Below are 20,353 nucleotides of genomic sequence, written 5' to 3'. Positions count from 1 at the left end.
CCGCCTCCCCTTCCCAAGCTAAAACCAACGAAAGCTGCCTTGATCGCAGCCAGCAGGTCAGACTGTGGAATCTCTTGCAGAAATCAAGCAAACCTGGAGTCCTCTCCAATTCCCAAGTGCCCCGCTGAGTGCGCTGACGATTCCGAAGGTGACTGCGGCGGTCCAAAGTGGCATCTCTGCCATTTTCATGCACGAGCGTGGCTATCTGGTCGATCATCAAGGGCACAGCGCTATGTGCCTAGAAGCGCTGCAGGGAGGGCTACTCAACGACTCAGACCTCACCCCGCTTGAGCACTACCCGAATGGCTATGGGCTGCACCTGGTCACTAAGAAGCTGGTCAAGGGCATCGAGTCCAGAATCGAGTTCACACGCGATGGTGCGCTCCCTGATGCGTCAAGGATCGATTATGAACTGTCCCGCGAACTCGTAGACGTCACATATGCATCGGGTATCGCATTAGCCGTTGCCGAAGCAGGATTGCTGCACGATTCTGTCTTGGCACCGATCATCAGTCTTGGCTCTGATTGTGGCTACGATTTGTTGAATGCGGCTAAATCTGCTCTTGATACCCTGTGGCCTGAAGCCCAGCGCCAGAGCCGTAACGTTTCTAAAGGCGAGGTGTTCACTCACACCCCCTTTAGCGTAACGATCAGCGGCAATGAACTCCACTTGGATGCCTTAGACCGGAACTGCTTCTATCTGTCGTGGCCCGAGTTGACTCAAGATTTCTTGGAGATGCATATCCTGCTGTCCAAGACCCTTGATGCAATGAACACCTACATCATGCCATTCCATACCCCGGCTTCAGCTTTTGGCTGCTGGGGGCAATATAGCTTCGCTATCTCGGAAAGCTATGAAGGTGTCAAAGACGAGATAACCGGAAAGTCACAGAAAGAAATTCTCGAGTTTCTCACCCAACTCGAAGACCACACTGATTTGGGATGGCTTGCGGAAGACCTGGAGCCTGATGCAGATGACGATTCGGAGTTGGAAGCCTTCGAGCGCGTAGCCGCCACCCTATGGCAGATGGATGACGTTGAGCGGAATTTCAAATATCACCTAGCCCAAGGTGCTGATGCGGAGAATGGAAAAGCAGAGCTTTCTGAGTTGCTGCTCCAAGCTCAAGAAATTAGCGGTAGTGACACCAAGCACTCTGCTCTGGCTGTGGTTCTTGCGGATGCGCTTGAGGCATGTCTGATGCGTTTCGACGGCCACACTCGCATCGACAGCTTGATTCCTACCGACGACGAAGGTGATGAGGACTCTGGCGGATACGAGACAAGCCCCAACCGATTTTTCGATTGCGTATGGGTTCTCGCTGATGAACGCCATGAAAGACTTCACATCGACGCGGTTCAAAGCCTCAACATCGAGGTCGAGGAGAATGGTCCGGGATCGGCGATATTGCCATTATCTTCGGGGGAGCTGGTGGCACAGGTCACCATCCCGATAATGGAGAGAACTAATGAATGCCTAGCACTGCTACGGCGGATTCAACTCTCTCTAGAGGAACCAACCAATGCTTAATTCTCAAGTCAAAGCCCGCGCCCTGCTCGCTTTCCACCACCTGAAAACTGGGCGTCTCGACTTCACCAGTCACGAGGTCATTGAAGCGCCTGTCGAGGGTGGGTTCACCCTCGGGGCTGGCCGGGCGTTCTCGGAGGAGGACAAGGAAGGGTTTATTGACATCCTTCTGAACGTTGAGGCTGAGATTGAGTTCATCGACACGCGGGTTCTGGTCAAATCGCGCACCATGCTCGTCTGGTACAACGCCCCTCAGGTGATTGACATCCAGTTCCAGGGCGCCATTCACACGGCCCCAATTCCGGGTCTGATCTACATCGCGACCCCCGGTAAGCTGCGCTGCTTCGCCTACAAGGGGAAAGCGCGTCCAAAGCCCGAAACAAAGCTCTACTTGGCACCGCTGGGCAACATGTACAAAAGCGGCTCCTTTTGCACCGGAAACTGTGATGTTCCGAAGGAGCACAACATTGCCAGCATTCCCGGATGGGAGAGGTTCGTACTGCACTGCACCAACACCCATATGGGCACAAAGACCCTGAAGACTCCAACCGAGTACAAAGACGTTATCGCTTTCTACGAGAACCTGAGCGACACCAAAGCAAAGTCGTTTCCATCATCTGAACTGATGCCTGCAGAGGGCAAGACTGGTCAAATCACTCTCCGTGATGCTCTGGCACTGGGAGGTGAGGAATGATGGCTTCTACTCAGTCGACTCTTTCGTCCCCGCGCTACAAGGCCCCTAAGAGTTGGACAAGCGGCCCAATTCGTATTGTGGTTTTGGGCGCTGGAGGGAACGGCAGTGAGGTGGTGGACTGCTTGTCCTCGATGCACTGCGCCATTCGGAGCCTCGGGCACCCTTATGGCCTTCATGTAACCATCATCGATGATGCACTGGTGCGTGAATCGAACCTTGTGCGCCAGCGCTTCTGGCCGTGCGATATGGGCCAATACAAAGCTGTAGTATTGGCTAATCGTTACAACCTGAACCTGGGCCTTGAATGGGTGGGACTTCCCCATCGCTTCCCGAGTGAACCTACTCGCTTTGCTGTGGCAGGAGCAGACCTCATCATCTCCTGTGTCGATGTGAGTTCAGCCCGTGTAGCTATTGGGGAGTGTGCCAGCCTTAAGCACAACGCTATGTGGCTCGACATGGGGAACGGGCATCGCCATGGACAGGTGGTATTTGGGGCGCTGCGGGAGAGTGAACGTAAGGTTTACCCCAATGTACTGGATATCTATCCTGAAATTCGCGATATGGCTGATAGCAATACAAAGTCCTGTTCAGCAGCTGAATCCATCGCTTCACAGGACTGCTTGATCAATCGCACGGTGGCTACCGCTGCGATGAACATCGTATGGGAATTGCTACGCACTGGTTCGACTGATCGGAATTGGATCACCGTGAGCTTGGAAACCGGCGAGCAACAAACCCACAGCTTCCCTTCCTAGCCCTAGAACAGGGAAAGTTGATTCTCCTCGTAGGTAAGCCGCTCTGAGCAGTGGGGCGGCTGAGACGCGATTTGAGACGCCCTCACCCGAGCTAACATCCCTTGCCGAAGATCAGACACGAAGGCCGCTGCGCAAGCGCGGCAGATGTTGAAATCCTGTAAGACGGCTACGTCTTCATCGTCTACTTCCCCAAGCACCTCGCTATCCGCTACTGGCATGCGGCACAGGACCAATCGAGCCCTAAGGGTCGGAAAGGTACTTGCCATGGCAAGGTGTACCTGCTGTTGCTTGACGAGCATCACCAGGGTATCGCCTTCTAGAACTGCATCTTGCGCCGTTATTGCTTGGTTCACGGATCGATCACTTGAGGGAGACTCATGGCGAGTATAACGTCGAGCGCGCATCCGTCACTGCAATCATCCCTCCCCTTTTCATCCTTGGCTTCCAACCAAAAAGACCAGATTGGTGCAGTCCTTGGCCACTATTAGGTTAATAGAGGAGCCGTCATGTCTGTAGCAATCCACTTCTACGATGCCGTTACTGCCGGCAAGGCCCCGGCGGAAGGCCAAATCGTGCGCTATGACTCGCTAATGTGTGACGAGAGCAGTGCATCCCAACCGCTGGAAATGAATATCTGCCTTCGCAATGATGTCCACGTTGACTTGGAAGCTGCAGCGGAATCCGAGCTTGCGGCAATGGATCTTATGTCCGGTGAGAGTGAGCTGTCCTGGGCGAAGGTTGTTCATGCACACCTGACCCGTCCAGATTGCCTCCACGTTGGCTTTGGCAACACGACCAGGGTGGACCCTTTCATCCGATTTGGCATGTATCGCAACCTGTTGCCCTATCCCTGCGTCGGGTTCCCAGCGAATAGCCATTTCCTCGATCTGGATACGCTCGTTCGCGCCATACACCTACTCAGGCCAGAGGAGTTTCCATGGCCTCAGAGCCCGGATCCGACTCGAGGGGCGGCGCTTCACCATTTCCTGATGTGGGAAACCATAGTGCTCGGGGGCAACAGAGCCGGCCGGGTGTGTGATCTACTTGTAGAGGCATCCGCTGCATGTCCTAAGCTCGTTCGGCACGCTCTGAATCACACCTCAGTTGAGAGCATCAAAAGTGCTTTGGGATTGGATCGAGGTGAGGTGAGCGACCTTGAAAGTACTACGCCAAGTATTCTGGTCCACCCGGCAATTCACAGCCCGCGATCGTTTGTCCTTGGCATGCCGGTGGGTGTTGACATTACCTACCCCGACATTCTGTACGTCGCGGACCTTGAGGCCGACCTTACGAGCCTTTGCGATCCGAGTGTTACCTCATACCAGGACCTTGTAAGGACGAACGCCAGGCAGGCATCAAGACCGCTGGTCAAAGTGCCTCTGAACCGCTTTCCATTTTGCGCGCCCTTGTCAGCGATCAGGCCTGCGGATGCTAAACGGCTCCAGGTCGACGTTAACCAGGTGAAGCGCAGCACATCACAGCTTCGTGCCGCCGGCCATCTGCCGGCGCGACTCAAGGATGTCCCAATCCTTGAACTCGCATCACAGCCCTCTGATGTTTACCACCTAATGTGGGCCGGAGACTTCTCAACAAGAGACCAGGCGCTGATGGTGGAACTCCATCGCAGCCATGAGAGTGAGTGGCTCAGTATTGCTGCCAGAGCAACTGACGGCCGATTCCGGGATCTTGTCGTACGGTTGTTGAGCAGGGACGCTCCAGAGCTTCTATCTGAGGTTCAGCGGGCAGAGTGCCGCAAATACGCCCTTTCAAGGGTTCCTGGTGATTTCGATACACCACTTTGGGTGGCGGAGATTGTGAAACAAGCTCAAGATGCAGGGCATGCTAGTAGTGCTGCAGCTGGCCTTGTCCAGCTCCACGAACGCGTCACCCGCTATATCGGATAAGTAATGGAATCACCTACTACCACCAGTCCAATCTACGACCCCTATGCAATCCTGCCTTTCGTGGCGTACCGCTCCGAGGCTTGCCCAGAGGGGGATCTTTGCCATTCCCTGATGCACTTCATCGAGTCAGAGAAATTCCGTGGTGTTGACGATTGCTACCGTCGATTTCTGCTGCAGCAGGATGACCCAGAAGATTTCCTCCTTGAGACAGCGGCAATTCAGCAAGGCGACGTGCGCGCAGATTGGGCTGAGCAACGCGCAGGGTTGATTCGAGCTGGCATGTGGATGCAACTGGTACAGAACCAGGACGCTCTGCGCGATTCCCTGCTCAAACCTAACTGCTCGACCGGCGTCCAGTTGATTGATAACGCCGCTGATGACATCTATCGCCGCCTGATCACCGCCAGCGAAAGCGGCAATGAGTTGAGGCGTGTAGTGCTTGCCGGCGACCGGACTTTGTCTAGTTCCGCTGTATTCCGCACATTTGACCACCTATTCCAAAGCCGGATGCCCGACGAAATCTACATTTCGGACGAGATTGGCCTTGCCGAGCTTGCGAACCAATACGCACTCAGCAAGTACATTCCTGTGCGGGTGTTCTCGGGTAGTGATGATGCCGAGGCTTGTGCTGTGAGCATGCTGGAAAAGGGAACTCACGTATTTACCATCAGCAGGTCAGTTGAATCTGAGTCAGGCCTGGCCAACCGTTTGTTGGCTCTTGCCCCTGAGCAGGGGAAAGTCGCTCATCGATTCCCGTGGAGCGATTAATGGTGAAGCTCCCTGCAGCAATTCTTTGCATGTCAGTGCTCTGCGGGTGCGCTTCAGAACCCTTATGGGTATCTGAACCCCCTAAGGCGCTCTGCTTCTCCCGCGCGGAGAAAAGCTGCATCGGTGATCTCATCGCCAGAAGTGTGGAGTCTGAACGACCAGGTAATGAGCGTGACGACTCACTACGCGTGACCAGAGCTTTAATGGCCGGGGCAGGGATACAGGAACCCGCAGCATTATCTGCCTTACGAAGCCAATCCGAGCAGGTGATGTGCCTGCGCCCGGACGCGGACTTTGTATCCGCAGGAGCGGCTATCAACTCCGCAAGGGAAAAGCGATTCAACACAGCTCTCGATAGTGCTGAGAAGGTTCAAGACCCTGAAGCCCGGTTGTTAGCTTTCAAGCACATCGCTGCCCTCGCAGCACGGTCGGACGATGAGAAAGCCATTGCAAGGTCCTTGAACACGCTAAGCGAGCAGGACAAGCAGGCCTATATGGAGGCCCTGCAACAGCGTCTACTCACCCTGCTTGAAACTGGCGACCTGGAGCGAGCTAAGGCGCTGCGTGAGGGACTTTTGGAGTTCTACTCGGATCGACCGGACAGCACCATGGCCGTGGCTCAACTCGCAATAAGCTACGCCACGACCGGCAGAGTCGAGGATGCGAACGCCCTCCTACGGCAGGCTGCAGGGAAGGTCAAAGGACTCAACACAAAGGACATGGGTGCCCTGTTTGAAGTCGTTATCAAAGCGGCCAAGGGTGAGTACCCCCCTCCCCAAGACTTCTTCGCTTTCTCGAGTGATGCCATGAGGTTGGAGGCCTACGTCCAACTGGCAGTCCTGTATGACCGTTCAGGGCAGACTGGGTACTCTCGGCGAGTAGCCGCAGACATGGCCAGATTCGCTCAGAAATCATCCTTCAAGGTTGAAGGATCAGTCGCCATGCGAGCCTTCAGCAAAGTCTTGATTGAGGCCATGTAGGGTTATCCACAAAATTTGTGGGCAACTGTGTGAATAACTGGCTGCAAAGCTAGGCGCGTTTACGTCACACCTGACTGGTCATAATTTGATCAGTTGTGCCGCTTCTGCCACACCTCTCTGAGGGCAATCATGGGCCATACCTTACAGGGGACAGCCCATGAAAATCTCTATCAAATCCACCGATCTCGCCCACTACCTGAAGACCGTTTCGCGTGTGCCTCAACGCAAAGCAACGGATGTCTACGGGCATTTGTTGCTCGAGGTATCCAATGAGGTCCTGCGTTTGTCGGCGCACAACGGGCAGCAACAAATGGCGCTCGATGTGCCCGCCGACCTTTACAGTTTGAGCGGCGACGGCTTTTCCGTATGCGTGCCCTCCAACAAGTTCGATCAAGTGATCTCGGCCCTTCCTAAGGGTGCAATGGTCTCGATCAGCTACACCGAGGCCAAAATTGTTATTGCATCTGGCCGGTCGCGCTTTTCGCTCGCCACACTCCCTGCTGAGCAATTTCCCGTCATGGAATTCTCTCCTGAGCAGAGCAAAGGTGAGCTGTCGATTACCGGTGCTGCGCTCAGCACCGCAATCCATCAGGTTGGATTCTGTGCAGCTCGAAATGATGTGAGGGTCTTCCTCAATGGGGTGTTGTTCGAGTTTCAACCCGGGATTATGACGCTTGCTGCTTCTGACGGCCTTCGTCTGGGGGTTGTCGAGGTCCCGGTTGATGGGAACCCTATGCAGCAGTTCATCTTGCCCAGCGCCTGTCTCGAGGATGTATGTCAGTTCCTGGGCACAGGCGGGGTGCAAATTGCGACCTCGGGGAACATGGTTCGCTTCTCGAGAGCGGGTGGTGTTCTGCATACGAAACTGATCGATGGAAACTTCCCTGACTTCCGCAGGTTGATTGCTGCCGCTCAGAAAGGTGATCTGGCGCGGGTCTCGCGTGATGAATTTGCTGGGGCAATGGCCCGTGTGGGGCTGCTATCCGAAGGCGTTGTTTCCTCGGTGCGACTTGCAGTAAGCGCCGATACCATCTCTGTTCAGTCCGTGGGAGGTAGCGCAACGGACATCGCGGATGACGTCCTCCCTTGTGACTACCATGCGGAACCATTGGAGGTCGGCTTCAACGGTGTTCTCGCTTGCGAAATTGTCCGGTCCCTAGGGGCGTCAGAAATCGAGGTAATTTTCACTGGGGCTGCTTCTGGCACACTCCTAAGGGCTCGAGACTTGCCATCACACAGTTTCGTATTGATGCCGGTGCGCCTCTAAGGCCCGGCTCTGGAGAACAGCGATGAGCAGCCTAGCGATCAAGCACCTGAACAACCTCCCAAGCGCGCCTGCGGCGCGTTTGGGCCTCGGCTTTACCTTGCCAACCGAGATCCCTCCCTTCCCTCTTCTGGACGGCCCTAAGGGCCTCCTGACAGCCAGTGATGAACAGGACCTGGGCTATCGCATTCTGTTGGGGCAGCTGGAGCTTGTACGGGCGCTGGCGGCTGACACTGGCATTGTCTCTGCCATGGTGCAGGAAATTTGGGATGCAATGGGTGAGCAGGACAACGTCGATAAGGCGGTTGCCCTGATCTTCCATGAAGGCGCCTGGCTGCGTGTAGGCACCCTCCCTGAGGGTGACTACTCCAACAAGAATCTCCGCAAAGCCGCCAAAGCGGTCGCTGACGAGGAGTTTGCCGCGTTGCTTCGGCGGAAGCTCAATGGTATCCAGACCTTGATTAGCGAGCTTCGCGGCTACGCGGCTGAAGGTATGGATGGAACTCTGTTCAGCGCCGCAGTACGCGATGAGCTGCGCCAGAAGCTGTCTGAGATCCTGCCCTACGATTTCATTCTGAACCGTGCAGCAGATCGTTTCCGCGTTAACTGCAAAGAGCTGACCAGCCGAACTCGAGATCTGATCAAATTCATCTGCGACGAGGTTCGCATTCCGAAGGTGAAGGTTGAGGGGATCATTTCCGGGAATTGGACCTCACCCAAACTCATCCCAGCCCTGCTGATCTCCGGCGGATATGAATTGCAGCTGTTCCCGCCCGCAGCGATGAAAAATCTGCGCCTTGGCATCACTCAGCGTCAGAAAGCGATCCTTACGGCCGCGTCGACGGGCGAAGCCCCGGCCGCAGAGATCTTGGCGGCCTGGTCGGTATTCGCGCGCGTGGACCGGGACATCGAGAAATGCGCTGACATCTTCACCAAGGCCAATTTCAGGCTGGTTGAACAGCAGGTTGGTCGGTTCCGCTATGCAGACACTGAAATTGTCCGGTCTGCTGCCAACATGGGGCTGACGCGTGCCGTATACCGCTTCGCCCCAGAAATGGGATTCCGGTTCACCACGATCGCGGTCCAGTGGATTAAAGTCTCAATCAATCGTGATCTTGTCGACCAGGAGTCAATCCGCTTGCCAGAAGGGATGCATAAGCATCTCCGACTGATCAAGAGCATGCTGCAGGCTAACCCTCAATTGTCGATTCAGGCCCTGGCCAAGGCTACCGATCTCGACTTGGATCTCGTACGTGACCTGGTACACCTGGCCGGCTCCCAGTTGTCGATTGATGCCACCTTCTCCGATATTGGTTCGTCTGACTCTGACAACCAGCACGGCCTTTATGACCTGCTGCCTGACCCCAACAACGATTTCATGTCTGAAATTGAGGAGGCAAGCACACGTAATTTCGTGCAGGAAACCCTGGGCCAGGTTCTCAGTGAGCGTGAGACCTTCGTGATTGTGAACCGCTATGGGCTGGGTGAGGCTAAGGAAATGACCTTGGCGGAGCTTGCAGAAATCATGGTTCTGTCCAAAGAGCGCGTGCGTCAGATCGAGATGCAAGCAATCGCAAAAATTCGCGAGTCCGATTTTTCTGAGAGCCTTTTTGCTCTGTGGGGTGACATGTGACGATTCGACTACCAATGCCAGGCGCCGACGTGGAGGTTCACGGTGTTTTAGGTGTCTTTGTCGGTGCTGATATCATGAGTAACGGTGAGGTTCACTTCACGATTCGTGCTTCGGCGACCAACCTTGACTTGATGAAAGTGCAATGCCAATCGCATGGGCATGTACTACAGCGGATCAATGAAAAACTGGGCTGTGTGCGCTCAAGTGCATGTCTGTGGCAAAGCAGCCCTGCAGGGGGCTTTTATGACCAGGACGCCCAAACCATGCTTGGTTACTCAGATGGTGACCTCAAAGCCTTAGAGGACGCCCAGGCTTTTCAAGAGATGCTGTCATTGCGCAACATGGCTTGGGCGCGGTCGCGCTGACGCGCTGATGCTTCTACGTTTTCGAGTACCAGTTTTGCGTATTCATCCCGACCTTCAAAGTCACCGTGGACCTCGAGCTTCCAGGCCAAGTCAAGCATCCGCTCGGCGTCATCACTGTCTGGGATCGGTTCGTAAACTGACGCAGTACTCTCATCGGTAGCGTCTTCCACCACCTCGATCTCGGGAGCGACGTGTTCTATCTCGAGGACAACAGGAGGCGGTGCTGGCGCAAGCACCGGCATGCTTTTGTACTTTGGAATCTCAGTCTCCGGTTCAGCCGACTCAGGCTGCTTGTCCAAGCTCAGGGACTGTGCAGCGTGGGTGCTTAATTTCATGTTCCAAAGAAACGCCAATGCCATTACCAGCAGCACCAAGCCGATGATCCAGATCAAGTTCGATGGCACGTCAATCACGACAAATCTCCCGGGGCTAATGCTGTAATAGTGGGCGGCCACTGCCCCATTTGTGATGATTCCTGCTGGTGGCACACTGGATTACCAGGATACTCACCGCATTCTTTCAGGAGTATCAGCATGGACAATCCAGCAGCCAATCAAGCCCAGAGCATCTCGATCCCAGTCAACCTCAACGGGATGCTGAATGTGACCCTACCCTCTCATGTCGATGCCCAAGAGTTCTGTGCCCGAGCGCTCGAACAGTTCAAGCGCATGCTCGAGGTCGAAACTCCCATGGGTGAATCGGGGGAAGCTACCTACTCATTCGACGGCGATGTGTGGAGTACTGAAGGCCAGGCACAGGTAGGAGACCTAATGTTTGAGGTCCAACATGACCTGGCAATGAATGTCTCCGGCGCACTCGTGGCCCTCAAGCCTCGCAAGGGGGAGTTCGGGGCGAACCGCTACCGTAGTCGAATCTGCGCTTATGTATCCGAGCATGATGTATACGTCACTGGTCGCTGCACGCAAACTGACGCTGAGAGAGTACTCGTCAGCGTACGCATGGATGGCTCTAATCCTACGGTTCACGTGATGAACCCTTCCTTCGCTGAAGACATGGATGTTGAAGGTCAGGTACCGCTGGTGAGCATCCCGTTCAGCGGGCTAGCGATCGCCTTGAACTGAACCACTAGGCAGCAAGCTGGATAATATACTCACATGAAGAGTTTCCTCATCAATCCAAAGCCGAGGCTAGGAGAAGCCTGCAACGGGTGCGGCTACTGCTGCACCGTGGAGCCCTGCATGCTCGCCAAAGAGTTTCTGCAGTGCACTACGGGTCCCTGCTACGCCCTTGAGTCAACCGCCGGCAAAAGCGGTTGTGGGCTCGTGCGTAATCCTTTGGGGTACTTGTTCAAAGCTGCGAATCCAACTGCTGACGTTGATCTCCTAGCTGCGCCGGCAGCGCTTGAGGAAGGGTATCGATTGTCTGTGGCGTTCGCAGCTGCCCTGGGTGTTGGTCAAGGCTGTGATGCAGAAGACACAGCTGAATCTGCCTGCTGGCCTTCGCCCGCGCGCATTCCCACCCGTAATTTCCAATAATCCAAATTGGGGCACCCGCTTGCCACTATTAAGGCAAGGATCCTAATTTGGAGATGGGCATGTCCCTTACCCGACGCGAGTTCAGCAAGCTATCTGTTGTAACCAGCCTGGCGGCCGCCACAGGGCTCAGCCTCGCTCCTGAAGATGCCAAGGCCCTCAACGCCTCCCTGGCCACACTATTGGTCGTTGACCCATTGACCTTGAGCTACATGGTGTATGGGCCTTGTTGCTGGTTTTGCCCTAATGATCTGATTGTTTCGCACTACCAGCCTGTCGCGCTGTGCGAAGTGATCAAGGGTGGTGGTGACTCCGCAATGGGCCAACCCATTGGCGGTCCACTGAGTGCCGGTACCGACAATAACGACTACACATCGATGCACGTGCGCTTATGGGAGCTGCCTGACTGGGCTATCGATATTGCAATGGCATATCAGAGCTGCAAGCTTTGTGGTGTTGATGCAGGAAGGTCAGTGAACATTCCCACCTCAAACCCATTGGATATGTGCGGAGCTGCTTCAAATGCCGTCCAGTCGACAGCCCTCAAAGCTCTCAATAGTGCGCTTCCATCTTGCTTCCCCAAACTGATTTATGACACCGAACTCGACCCGAGCTGGAACACGGGGTGCCGAGATCTCAGCGTTGCTGGAGCGCTCGGTGCTGTTGCGTGTAGCAACCCCCTGACCTCTAGTGTTTCGGTTTGGGGTACCGAACTGTGCATCGGCACGAACTGGGGGCCTCTCTACCCCCGCCAGATGGCGAGCCATAACGACAATGCAGCGATCGCAGCCGGCATTGCTGCTTATCGAGCCATTCACGTAAGCGGATTCGCAGTGGGTTCCTTCCCATTCAATGCTGCGATCTCTGTCGGTAAGCTGCAGCAAACCTCCCCAGGAGTGACCGTGGGCTTTAGCGCTGGAAGCCTCTTGCTTGACACTCAGATGCGTCTCTACCCGGTCTCGCTCGAGGAGATTTACACCTTCGTGTGGTGGGTACCGGTGGTCTGCTGTAAGTCCTATGACGAGATCATGGGCTTCTGTACGCCTCAAATGTGCGGCGCGTAGGGGCTTCTGGCACAGGGGTAACTGCATAGAGTGGTCCTAACCTTGAGGACCTCTCTATGCCAAGCATCCAAGTCAACACCTCCCCTCTTCTTCGCAACTTCGCTACCTTGATCTCCGATACGAGCATTCAAGTCAGTACTAAGCTCGGTACCCAGACGGTGCTCAGAGCGGAATTCCCACCTGCTACCTATCCTGCAACTTCTGATCTCCAGCTCCAGTTTCTCAACGACCTCATAGACAGGACGAATCCCGGGGCCCTGGCTCTGCTCAAGGATGTAGCACAACGGTGCATTGATGATCAGCGAAGGGCGATCGCGAATCTGATGATTGATGGTCCAGGACCTTCATCACGCAACTGAGGCTGTCCACCCAAGATGGCCAGCCTGTTCAGTTGCTAAGCCCTAACTCGAAAGCTACCCCAAATAAAAGGCCACCCGTAGGTGGCCTTCTTCTTCAGTACGTTCTCTGCCCATAGAGTTGAGCTAGCTTCCTGGCGAGCCCTTCAGGTGGCGCGGAAAACTGCACGGCCCCTGTATTACGCGCTGAGTCGGGCATGCTCTTGGCCCCCGAAGATTCACTGTCCTGGGCCATGATTAGTTTGGCCTTACCTTTCATGGTCCGCACACCACCAGAGCCATCCATCCCCATGCCCGACATGATGATGACCCCCACTTGAGGGTGGCATTCATGCACTGAGCGGATCACCGCGTCAATGCAGGGGTTGAACGAGACTGATTGTGCGCTGTACGGCTGTAGGCTGATCACACCAGCCGCAATGTGAATCGTGTGATCCCTGGGCACCAAGTAGACAGAGTTCGGCTTGACCTTCATCCCCGTCTCAGCGGAGTGGACACTCCACATGGACGCCACGTCTTTCAAGCGTGCAAGCATCTGGACGTATCCAGGCTCTGAGATGTGTTGAGCGACAAAAATCGAGATCGGCATGCGCGGTAAGTCTGCGAAGAAATGTTTTAATGCTTGAGGGCCACCCGAGCTTGCGCCGATGATCCATACGTCAGGCGCGTTCTTGTTGTCGGCCTCCTCTTTCTTCTCGTCGAGCTCAGCAGCAAGGTCGGGCAGGGCCTTCTTGATTTCGTCGATCGTGCGGTTGCGCCATGAGATACGTTCGCGAGGCTGCATGGAGTACAGGTCCTTATCATGCACCAAGCAGATTGGCTCCTCTCTGCCCAGGGCCTCCAGGACTTCATCGCAATCGACCACATGTTGGTCATTCATATCGACCAACAGAATGTGTGCGTTGCTAATCTCAAGGTCGCCGGCTTTCGCATGCGAAACGTCGTACATGATGAGGTCCCCAACCAATGGGGAGAGCAATTCAGTGAACAAAGCCTTTTGGACTTCGTTGGTGCTTACGATCCCGATCCTCATGCTGCAGCCCCCTGCGCGTTTTTCTGGGCATTGATCTGATTGACCGCCTGTTGCAGAGACTCTGCATCACAAGGTTTAAGCAGATACCTAGTCACGCCTGCCCGAATGGCCTTCTCTTCCAGGCCCGTACGGGTGGTGATCATGATGATTGGGGTGTCGTCGTACTCCGATATTTTTCGAACCGCTTCGGTGAATTCGAAGCCGTTCATGTTAGGCATTTCAACATCGACCAACATCAGATCAGGTTTATCCATCTGGGAAAGTTTGTGCAGTGCGTCTTGGCCATCTACGGCCGTGGTAACGGTATAACCGAAGCCAGTGAAAATTCGCTCTAGTTGTGCCCGGTACGGTCGGGAGTCGTCGACCACCAAAACGGTAGGCTTCGTTTCTACCTTCATCGATCGAACCCGGTTCTGGCGTACCTGATACCCTTTTGCCCCTTGCTTCAGATTCAACCGCGCCATCTCCATCACATCCAAAACGAAGATTGGGCTGCCATCTTGCATTTCAGTCTCGCCGACGATGCCGCGGACGTTCGCCAACATGCCTTCAAGCTTTCGGATGTGGATCTCTGGCATCGAATCTACCTTGGCCACCTCAATGGCGATTCGGTCCTCGCCTTGCTCACAGAGAATGAGTGTGACCTCCCCCCCTTTTACCTGCGGGCCGCGAGAGTCTGGCATTGCAACCAGGTCGGCCAGGTGCACCACGTTGAATGACCGATTCTCGTAGCTAACAGTGGCATGTCCCATCGACGCTCGTTGCTCATCCAGGGATTTGCGGTCTACCAGGAGTACTTGGCACATGGAGTAACTCTGGATTGCAAACCACTGACTTCCAGAGCTCACCATCATTGCTTTGTTCGAGCCAATCGTGAATGGCAGTTCGATGATGAACTGAGTGCCCTTACCTTTCTCACTCGTTATGTTCAGTCTCCCGCCGAGGCTTTCTACGGTCGTCGCAACGATATCCATCCCTACCCCCCTGCCGGATACCTGCGTTACCTTCGCCGCGGTTGAGAATCCGCTGCGGGTGATCAGCTTCATGGTTTCCTGGGGCGAGAGTCGATCGGTCTCAGAGATGATGTTCATCTGTATTGCTTTACGGCGCACGGCCTCAATATCAATGCCGCGTCCGTCATCACTGATCTCGATGATGATGTGTTTGGCTCGACGAGAAGCTTTGATCTTCAATGACCCGTCAGCAGGTTTACCGAGCTTTGCCCTTTCGCTAGGGCTTTCGATACCGTGGTCAATGGCATTTCGCAGGATGTGCGTAAGGGGGTCTGAGATGGCGTCAAGCATCATCTTGTCCATGATGACATCCTCTCCAACAAGACTTGGCTTCACATCTTTATTCGTAACCTTGCATGCCGTTGTTACAGCCCCGAACAGCTTCTGGCGGGCGTTCAGGAACGGTACCAACCGGGAGTGAAGAAGGTCACGCTGCAGCCCAGTGAGTGCCGGATCTAACTCATACAGAGTGGTACGCATCTGACGGATGTAGGAGAAGATTTCATTGATCTGCTCGCGGACCTCGTCAATCTGAGCCCCCATCGCGACATGGATCGCAGACAGATCGTTGAACCGTTCGAGATCTGCTTCGTTGGCATCCTCAACTTTTCGGGTGTGGGGCTGATTGTTCGAATAGCTGCGCAGAGCTGTTGTCAGCTGGCCGTGCTGAAGGATGTTCGCATCCAGCAACTCGCGAGCTCCCGTCAGGCGTAGATGTGCTTCCTCGTTCAAGGAGTTCAGCCGGTACCGGACAGCAATCAGCTCAGAAGCCTTTTCTGCAGCTGCTTCTAAATGGTGGAGTTCCACCCGGATCTTCTCCGCAGGCCCCCCGGAAGATTTCTTGCTCTGCTCAGCTAGAGCCGCTTGCTCCCGGGCAAGCATCTCAAGCACTGCGTTGCTCACGATTGGTTGATCGCTCGGCTGATGATCGTTCATCGGTATTGAGTGCCGCTTGTCAAAATCTTCAGCGGCTTGTTTCGCGTAAGCAGCACGCGAATGATCTTTGTCGAAAGATTCTGCATGCGGAAACTTTTCGGCATCCAGAGCGATTGATTCTTCGGCTAGGACTGGGGGCAATGACTCATTGATAACCTGATGGAAAGCTTCTGTGGGCTCAGCAATCGCCGCCTGCGTATCCACAGAAGGCTCTTCATAAGAAACGATTGCTGGACTTGGTTCGGTTTCTTCCCTTTGCTCAGGTTCTTGATTGACCTCACGCGGGGCCTCAACTTCGAGGATGACGCTTTCATCCCCGTGGTCCGTTGCAACGACTGCTTGGGGTTCATTTGCTTCCAGGCTATCTGGCTCAGCTGGGAGCGCTTCCTGACCAACAGCCATCGTCTCGACAGCAGCCGTTTGGCTCCGCCCCCCTTTTCCTCGACCTCCTCGTTTCCGTCGAGGTCTGGGAGCATCATCAATGGGCTCGCCGGTCCCAATGCTCTGCATTGGTTCGGCACTGTCAGGTGTAGGTACAGCAGAAGCTACCTCATCAGTAGGTGTCCTGCTCTCATCCCCATCCAGGACGCTCGGCCCGCTTTCACCTTGGTTACTCAAGGGGAGTTCTACTAGCTGTTCTGCCATCGGCTCAGAATTCAAGAGCGTCAGATCGATCTTGTTCGTGCTGACGCAATACTCAAGGCATTGGATCAGCGCAGAAGGAATCTGGTAGGCGCGCCCTAATTTCATTTGTTCGGTCATAGAGGTGATGGCATCCATCACATGCGTCACCAGTTGCGCACACTCTGGACCTGGGCTAATCAGCTTGATCGACAAGCTTTCAAACAGGCTCTCCATGGAGTGAGTGATCGAGGCGATAGAGTTTGCCTCAGCCATCATTGCTGCCCCCTTGAGGGTATGCATATTGCGCTTGATGGTAAGGACCAAATCCTTGTCAGCCATGCTGTCGAGCCAGGCGTCGACGTTGGTCAGGAGGGATGGGAAGACATCCTCACACTCATCAAGGTAGAACCGATAGTCCTCGTTGTATTCCGGATCGACCTCGGGATTTGAAGCGTCGATCGACGCACTAGCTGTGTCGTGTGCGGAGGTTTGCTCCAAACTAGGATCGACAAAAGATTCTGCATGCGAAAACTTTTCTGCTTCAGCATCAGCGCCTTGGGATGCATGAACGTCATGACTTGTAGGATCGATAGACGAAAGCACATGCTCCGCGGTTGGAGTGATTTCTGTGAATTCAGCCTCTTCTATCGCATCGCCAATGCTGTTTGCTGCTGAAACCCAGAGATCGAGCCGGGTGGTAGAAGTGGTCCAGGGAAACTCAAGCATGAATTCATGCGCATCATCCAGGAGTTGGCGTAATCGGTCTGTGTCGTCACTGGTCAACGGCTGGCCGGCTGCAAGAAGTACCTCAAAGCGCGACTCCAATACACCAAAGACTTCGTGGAGGACGTCGCAGCTTACAGACCCGCAGATGCCGTGCAAGGTGTGGGCGGCCCTGCACATGTCACGTGTGAGAGAGGGAGATTCTGTATCGCAGAATGCGAGCAGAATCTTGTGATAAATGGCGTATTCCTCACGGTACATGTCGATGTGGCCGCCATCGACATCATCTGGATATTCCCGGCTCGAAGCTCGCTCGGTTTCGACAAGTTCGCCTTCCAGGACGATCTGCGGCACCGGGTCTACCGCCAGGTCTTGTGGTACGGCCTCAGCCGCAACTGCGGAGAGCGCTTGGACGATACCCGGGTCCGACTTCGCTATCAGCGCCTGCTCCACATCCCGAGTGAAAATGGAAACCTTACCGCGCGCCGAATATTCGTCCATACAACGGAACGTCATCTCTAGTGCGCTTACGAGAAGAGCCTCAGCTCCAGGTCGGTCGAAATCCTCATCACGGGACTGGTTATGGACAGTCTGACTGTACGTACCCAGTGCCCTCGAAAGGCGGTGGAACGAGTCAAAGCCATTCAGCTTAGCTGCCATGGCAAGGCGCTCTGCTGCTTTGTAGAGGTGCTCCATTGACGCCCGGTCGGTAACGTCTGGTTTTTGAAGGGCCTGTTCGAATACTTTCCGCAACTCGAAGATTTCAGACAGGAAGTGATTCTCCTCACCTACCTGCTGATCGTCCGAAGCAATCGCAGCCTCGAATTTCTTCATTAGCTCAGACGACGACACAACATCAACATGATTGAGTTTGATGCCAAGTTCTTCAAGCGCATCCTCAGCGCTATTGAGGAGGGTCGGAGACGCTTCGATCCCAGCCACTACTGCGGAAAGGTATCCCTCAACTGCTACCAGCACCCTGGCAGATTTTTCGATTGCTGGTGACTGCTTGATCCCCTGGTCCGTCATCTCGCTGAGAAAGCCTTGGCACGACCCATTCAGCAATAGACCGGCTCGCTTCAAGCCGGTGAAGCTGAGTGCTGCCCCGGCACCTACCAGTCGTTGAAGGCCAATCTTGAGGTCATCTGTGCCGGTACCGCTGTCCAGGTGGTCGGTGATAGATCGCCTGGTTTTCGCGAGCTCAATGATCGCTTGCTCAACAACGTTGGCAATTATGTCTGGCTGAACTCCCGGAATACGAAGGGACTGAATTGTCTCGTTCGAATCCAGCCGACGGATGTGTTCGTCCAGGAACATGAAGTCGCCCTTCAGGCTCTCTATCAACTCCGTCGTGAACCCACTCACCGCGTCGATTTTTGCTACGCGAGCCAACGAATTAGCGGCTACCGCAGCCATCTCACTCTCGTTGACCATGTAGAAGACGCTGGTCACCTGGCGAATGGATGTTCTGAAGGTTGAGATCTGCGCTTCAAAGGTCTGAGGTGATTTGCTGGTGATTGCACGGCCAAGCGAGACGATCGCCGTATCCAACAGGGGCTTGAGCTCCATAACAACGTCTTTGATCGATGCAGCGCTGGCTGTCTCAATTCGGGCTTGCAGCTCACCCAAAGATGTAGCGTCAACAGATTTGCGGACGTTGAATACAGCAAGTACGTCCTCAATGCTCGGCGGCAACTTCGAAGACATGCTCAGCACTGATAGGAGAGATTTGAAGCGCGCTACGCCCAAGGTCGCCTTGGCGCCTTCTTCACCATCAGTCTCAGCTTTCTGAATTGCTACCGACAACATGCGGATCTTGGAGAGGGTGTCCCCTGCGGAGCGAATTGCACCGCACGCCAGCGCTTCAGTCAGACACTCTCCAAGCCACCAAAAACAGCCGACCTCAAGATCGTATGTCACAGATTGAAGCTCGCGGAGTATCACCCCCAACTCAAGCACTGCCGCTTTGCTCTGGTTCGTCATGTAGGTGCTGAACGCAGTCTGAAAGCGTTTAGGAGAGCGTCCGAAGACTTCTTGCCGCACCTCATCGCCGACGTCTCGTTTTCGAAGCGGCGGTTCGACAAAAACGAATTCAACTTCCGGGGGAAGGAGGTTGTCCTCCTCAAGCAGTGGCACCCCACGGAGCTCACGGAGCTCGTTGATCTGTTTGGCCAGAATTCCTGCGCTATCCGGCGCGCCCTCAATCACCATCCCGAGGTATTTGGGGATGGTCAGCAATCCGTTGAGGATCGAGATCAGTGCTTGCTCGATTTTTTCAGAAGGTAGTCGATCGTCAGAGATGTTGTTGACGATAATCTTTACTTCGGAAGCTAGCGAGGTCCCGCCCACACACTCAGCAACAACTAGTGCGGCATGGATGTGCTTCACCTCCGACGCAACGCACAGGAATGCATCGTCACGGTGCTTCTTCTGATTCTCAAACCAGATGGGTTCTGCATCCGCCGGCGGCTGCATCAAGGCCATGGTTTTTTTGTGGAAGACATCGAGTTGCAGCTTGGTCGTGTCGACGCTCTTCTGTATAGGAGCCCTCAGCCAAGTCAGTTGGGCGATACGCAGTTTGTTAGACATCGACAGACCTTTGGAATACGTTCGGGTTGCTGTTAGGGATTCGCTTCATGCTCTGGTTCGACCAATTGAGGGTCTCCCCTGGCCCAGTGATCAAGTGGCCGGCTGGTGCCAGCATTGAAGCAAGGCGATCCAGAATCTCGTAGCGAGTTTCCGGTCGGTAATAGATGAGCATGTTCTGCGTGATGACAATGTGCGGCATAGAAAGCTGTACAGGCCTGTCCTGCAGGATGTTGTGTTCCTCGAATGTCACCATCTCGCGGACATATCCATGAAACCGCATCTTGTCACCGCGTGTGGGAGCCGCAGCACGCGTTCCCACGTCAGGATGGCGCGGATATAGGCCTGCCCTCGCGGTGCTAATGCAGACCGATGAGACATCCGTACCGTGAATTCGAAACGTCGGGTGGCCAGCATCCAGTAGGGCAGAAGCAATACTGTATGGCTCCTCCCCGGTCGAGCATCCCACCGAAAGGATCTTCGGTGCGGTGATAGCTTTGCAGAGCTCAACGATGCGCTGAGTGGCAGGCAATGAACGGAAGAACCTGGTCTCATGGTTGGTTGCAAGGTGTAGGATCATGGCCCATGTATCCTCCCCCACTTGACCGCTCTTACGCCTGTCATTGAGGGTCCAGAG

At 54.8% G+C, this 20,353-nt stretch carries 15 protein-coding genes; 11 read left to right on the top strand and 4 right to left on the bottom strand.

All coding sequences use genetic code 11. The features are described from left to right. The first annotated feature begins 64 nt into the window (after window positions 1-64). The 9 genes from KY379_RS03100 (at window position 65) to KY379_RS03060 (ending at window position 9,888) form a co-directional block, all read left to right on the top strand. Window positions 65-1,528 carry a hypothetical protein gene (locus tag KY379_RS03100; RefSeq protein WP_084851281.1) on the top strand — a complete coding sequence of 488 codons (1,464 nt, stop codon included), beginning with the start codon at window positions 65-67 and terminating at the stop codon, window positions 1,526-1,528. Next, entirely contained in the window at window positions 1,521-2,219 is a 699-nt protein-coding gene (locus tag KY379_RS03095; RefSeq protein ID WP_084851279.1) for a PRTRC system protein B, read from the top strand. Before KY379_RS03100 ends, KY379_RS03095 begins: the two co-directional genes overlap by 8 nt. After that, the gene (locus tag KY379_RS03090; protein ID WP_224372711.1) at window positions 2,216-2,974 is read left to right on the top strand and encodes a PRTRC system ThiF family protein; all 759 of its coding nucleotides are present in this window, start codon (window positions 2,216-2,218) and stop codon (window positions 2,972-2,974) included. The genes KY379_RS03095 and KY379_RS03090 overlap by 4 nt, the downstream gene beginning before the upstream one ends. 506 nt (window positions 2,975-3,480) lie before the next feature. Further along, window positions 3,481-4,878, top strand: a complete 1,398-nt coding sequence (locus KY379_RS03085) for a hypothetical protein (RefSeq protein WP_102059474.1) — start codon at window positions 3,481-3,483, stop codon at window positions 4,876-4,878. 3 nt (window positions 4,879-4,881) lie between these two features. After that, entirely contained in the window at window positions 4,882-5,646 is a 765-nt protein-coding gene (locus KY379_RS03080; RefSeq protein ID WP_084851274.1) for a hypothetical protein, read from the top strand. Next, window positions 5,646-6,626 carry a tetratricopeptide repeat protein gene (locus KY379_RS03075; RefSeq protein WP_139813939.1) on the top strand — a complete coding sequence of 327 codons (981 nt, stop codon included), beginning with the start codon at window positions 5,646-5,648 and terminating at the stop codon, window positions 6,624-6,626. The genes KY379_RS03080 and KY379_RS03075 overlap by 1 nt, the downstream gene beginning before the upstream one ends. 157 nt (window positions 6,627-6,783) lie before the next feature. Beyond that, window positions 6,784-7,893, top strand: coding sequence for a DNA polymerase III subunit beta (gene dnaN / locus KY379_RS03070; RefSeq protein WP_084851271.1), 1,110 nt, complete (start codon window positions 6,784-6,786; stop codon window positions 7,891-7,893). Between the two features lie 22 nt (window positions 7,894-7,915). Next, on the top strand, window positions 7,916-9,523 hold the full coding sequence (locus KY379_RS03065; RefSeq protein WP_084851269.1) for a sigma-70 family RNA polymerase sigma factor: 1,608 nt from the start codon (window positions 7,916-7,918) through the stop codon (window positions 9,521-9,523). Between the two features lie 14 nt (window positions 9,524-9,537). Further along, window positions 9,538-9,888: a hypothetical protein gene (locus tag KY379_RS03060; protein ID WP_139813938.1), complete on the top strand. Its 351-nt coding sequence runs from the start codon at window positions 9,538-9,540 to the stop codon at window positions 9,886-9,888. Here KY379_RS03060 and KY379_RS03055 read toward each other — a convergent pair. Next, on the bottom strand, window positions 9,840-10,301 hold the full coding sequence (locus tag KY379_RS03055) for a hypothetical protein (RefSeq protein ID WP_139813937.1): 462 nt from the start codon (window positions 10,299-10,301) through the stop codon (window positions 9,840-9,842). The two genes, KY379_RS03060 and KY379_RS03055, sit on opposite strands and share 49 nt — an antisense overlap. A gap of 120 nt (window positions 10,302-10,421) precedes the next feature. Between KY379_RS03055 and KY379_RS03050 the strand changes: the two genes are divergently transcribed. Both KY379_RS03050 and KY379_RS03045 read left to right on the top strand, forming a co-directional pair. Then, a complete protein-coding gene (locus KY379_RS03050; protein ID WP_084851266.1) occupies window positions 10,422-10,970 on the top strand; it encodes a hypothetical protein in 549 nt (182 codons plus the stop codon). A gap of 473 nt (window positions 10,971-11,443) precedes the next feature. After that, a complete protein-coding gene (locus tag KY379_RS03045) occupies window positions 11,444-12,445 on the top strand; it encodes a hypothetical protein (protein WP_224372684.1) in 1,002 nt (333 codons plus the stop codon). A gap of 453 nt (window positions 12,446-12,898) precedes the next feature. Here the strand turns inward: KY379_RS03045 and KY379_RS03040 are convergent, their stop codons facing one another. The 3 genes from KY379_RS03040 to KY379_RS03030 form a co-directional block, all read right to left on the bottom strand. Beyond that, on the bottom strand, window positions 12,899-13,750 hold the full coding sequence (locus tag KY379_RS03040; protein WP_253250477.1) for a chemotaxis protein CheB: 852 nt from the start codon (window positions 13,748-13,750) through the stop codon (window positions 12,899-12,901). Window positions 13,751-13,830: 80 nt separating this feature from the next. Further along, window positions 13,831-19,719 carry a response regulator gene (locus KY379_RS03035; RefSeq protein WP_084851260.1) on the bottom strand — a complete coding sequence of 1,963 codons (5,889 nt, stop codon included), beginning with the start codon at window positions 19,717-19,719 and terminating at the stop codon, window positions 13,831-13,833. Further along, a complete protein-coding gene (locus tag KY379_RS03030) occupies window positions 19,712-20,296 on the bottom strand; it encodes a CheR family methyltransferase (protein ID WP_409977260.1) in 585 nt (194 codons plus the stop codon). The genes KY379_RS03035 and KY379_RS03030 overlap by 8 nt, the downstream gene beginning before the upstream one ends. Window positions 20,297-20,353: the final 57 nt, after the last annotated feature.

It is taken from the genome of Pseudomonas sp. HD6422, assembly GCF_025377065.1.
In the GTDB taxonomy this organism is placed as follows: Bacteria; Pseudomonadota; Gammaproteobacteria; order Pseudomonadales; family Pseudomonadaceae; genus Aquipseudomonas; species Aquipseudomonas putida_U.
The sequence above is the reverse complement of the archived record's forward strand: the minus strand, read 5'-3'. Positions and strand labels throughout refer to the sequence as shown.

Bases quoted from the DNA above. Each gene is read 5' to 3' on its own strand.
- KY379_RS03035 (WP_084851260.1), bottom strand. From the start codon at position 19,719: ATGTCTAACAAACTGCGTATCGCCCAACTGACTTGGCTGAGGGCTCCT.
- KY379_RS03075 (WP_139813939.1), top strand. From the start codon at position 5,646: ATGGTGAAGCTCCCTGCAGCAATTCTTTGCATGTCAGTGCTCTGCGGG.
- KY379_RS03090 (WP_224372711.1), top strand. From the start codon at position 2,216: ATGATGGCTTCTACTCAGTCGACTCTTTCGTCCCCGCGCTACAAGGCC.
- KY379_RS03065 (WP_084851269.1), top strand. From the start codon at position 7,916: ATGAGCAGCCTAGCGATCAAGCACCTGAACAACCTCCCAAGCGCGCCT.
- KY379_RS03040 (WP_253250477.1), bottom strand. From the start codon at position 13,750: ATGTACGACGTTTCGCATGCGAAAGCCGGCGACCTTGAGATTAGCAAC.
- KY379_RS03080 (WP_084851274.1), top strand. From the start codon at position 4,882: ATGGAATCACCTACTACCACCAGTCCAATCTACGACCCCTATGCAATC.
- KY379_RS03030 (WP_409977260.1), bottom strand. From the start codon at position 20,296: ATGATCCTACACCTTGCAACCAACCATGAGACCAGGTTCTTCCGTTCA.
- KY379_RS03050 (WP_084851266.1), top strand. From the start codon at position 10,422: ATGGACAATCCAGCAGCCAATCAAGCCCAGAGCATCTCGATCCCAGTC.
- KY379_RS03085 (WP_102059474.1), top strand. From the start codon at position 3,481: ATGTCTGTAGCAATCCACTTCTACGATGCCGTTACTGCCGGCAAGGCC.
- KY379_RS03060 (WP_139813938.1), top strand. From the start codon at position 9,538: ATGCCAGGCGCCGACGTGGAGGTTCACGGTGTTTTAGGTGTCTTTGTC.
- KY379_RS03045 (WP_224372684.1), top strand. From the start codon at position 11,444: ATGTCCCTTACCCGACGCGAGTTCAGCAAGCTATCTGTTGTAACCAGC.
- KY379_RS03095 (WP_084851279.1), top strand. From the start codon at position 1,521: ATGCTTAATTCTCAAGTCAAAGCCCGCGCCCTGCTCGCTTTCCACCAC.
- dnaN (WP_084851271.1), top strand. From the start codon at position 6,784: ATGAAAATCTCTATCAAATCCACCGATCTCGCCCACTACCTGAAGACC.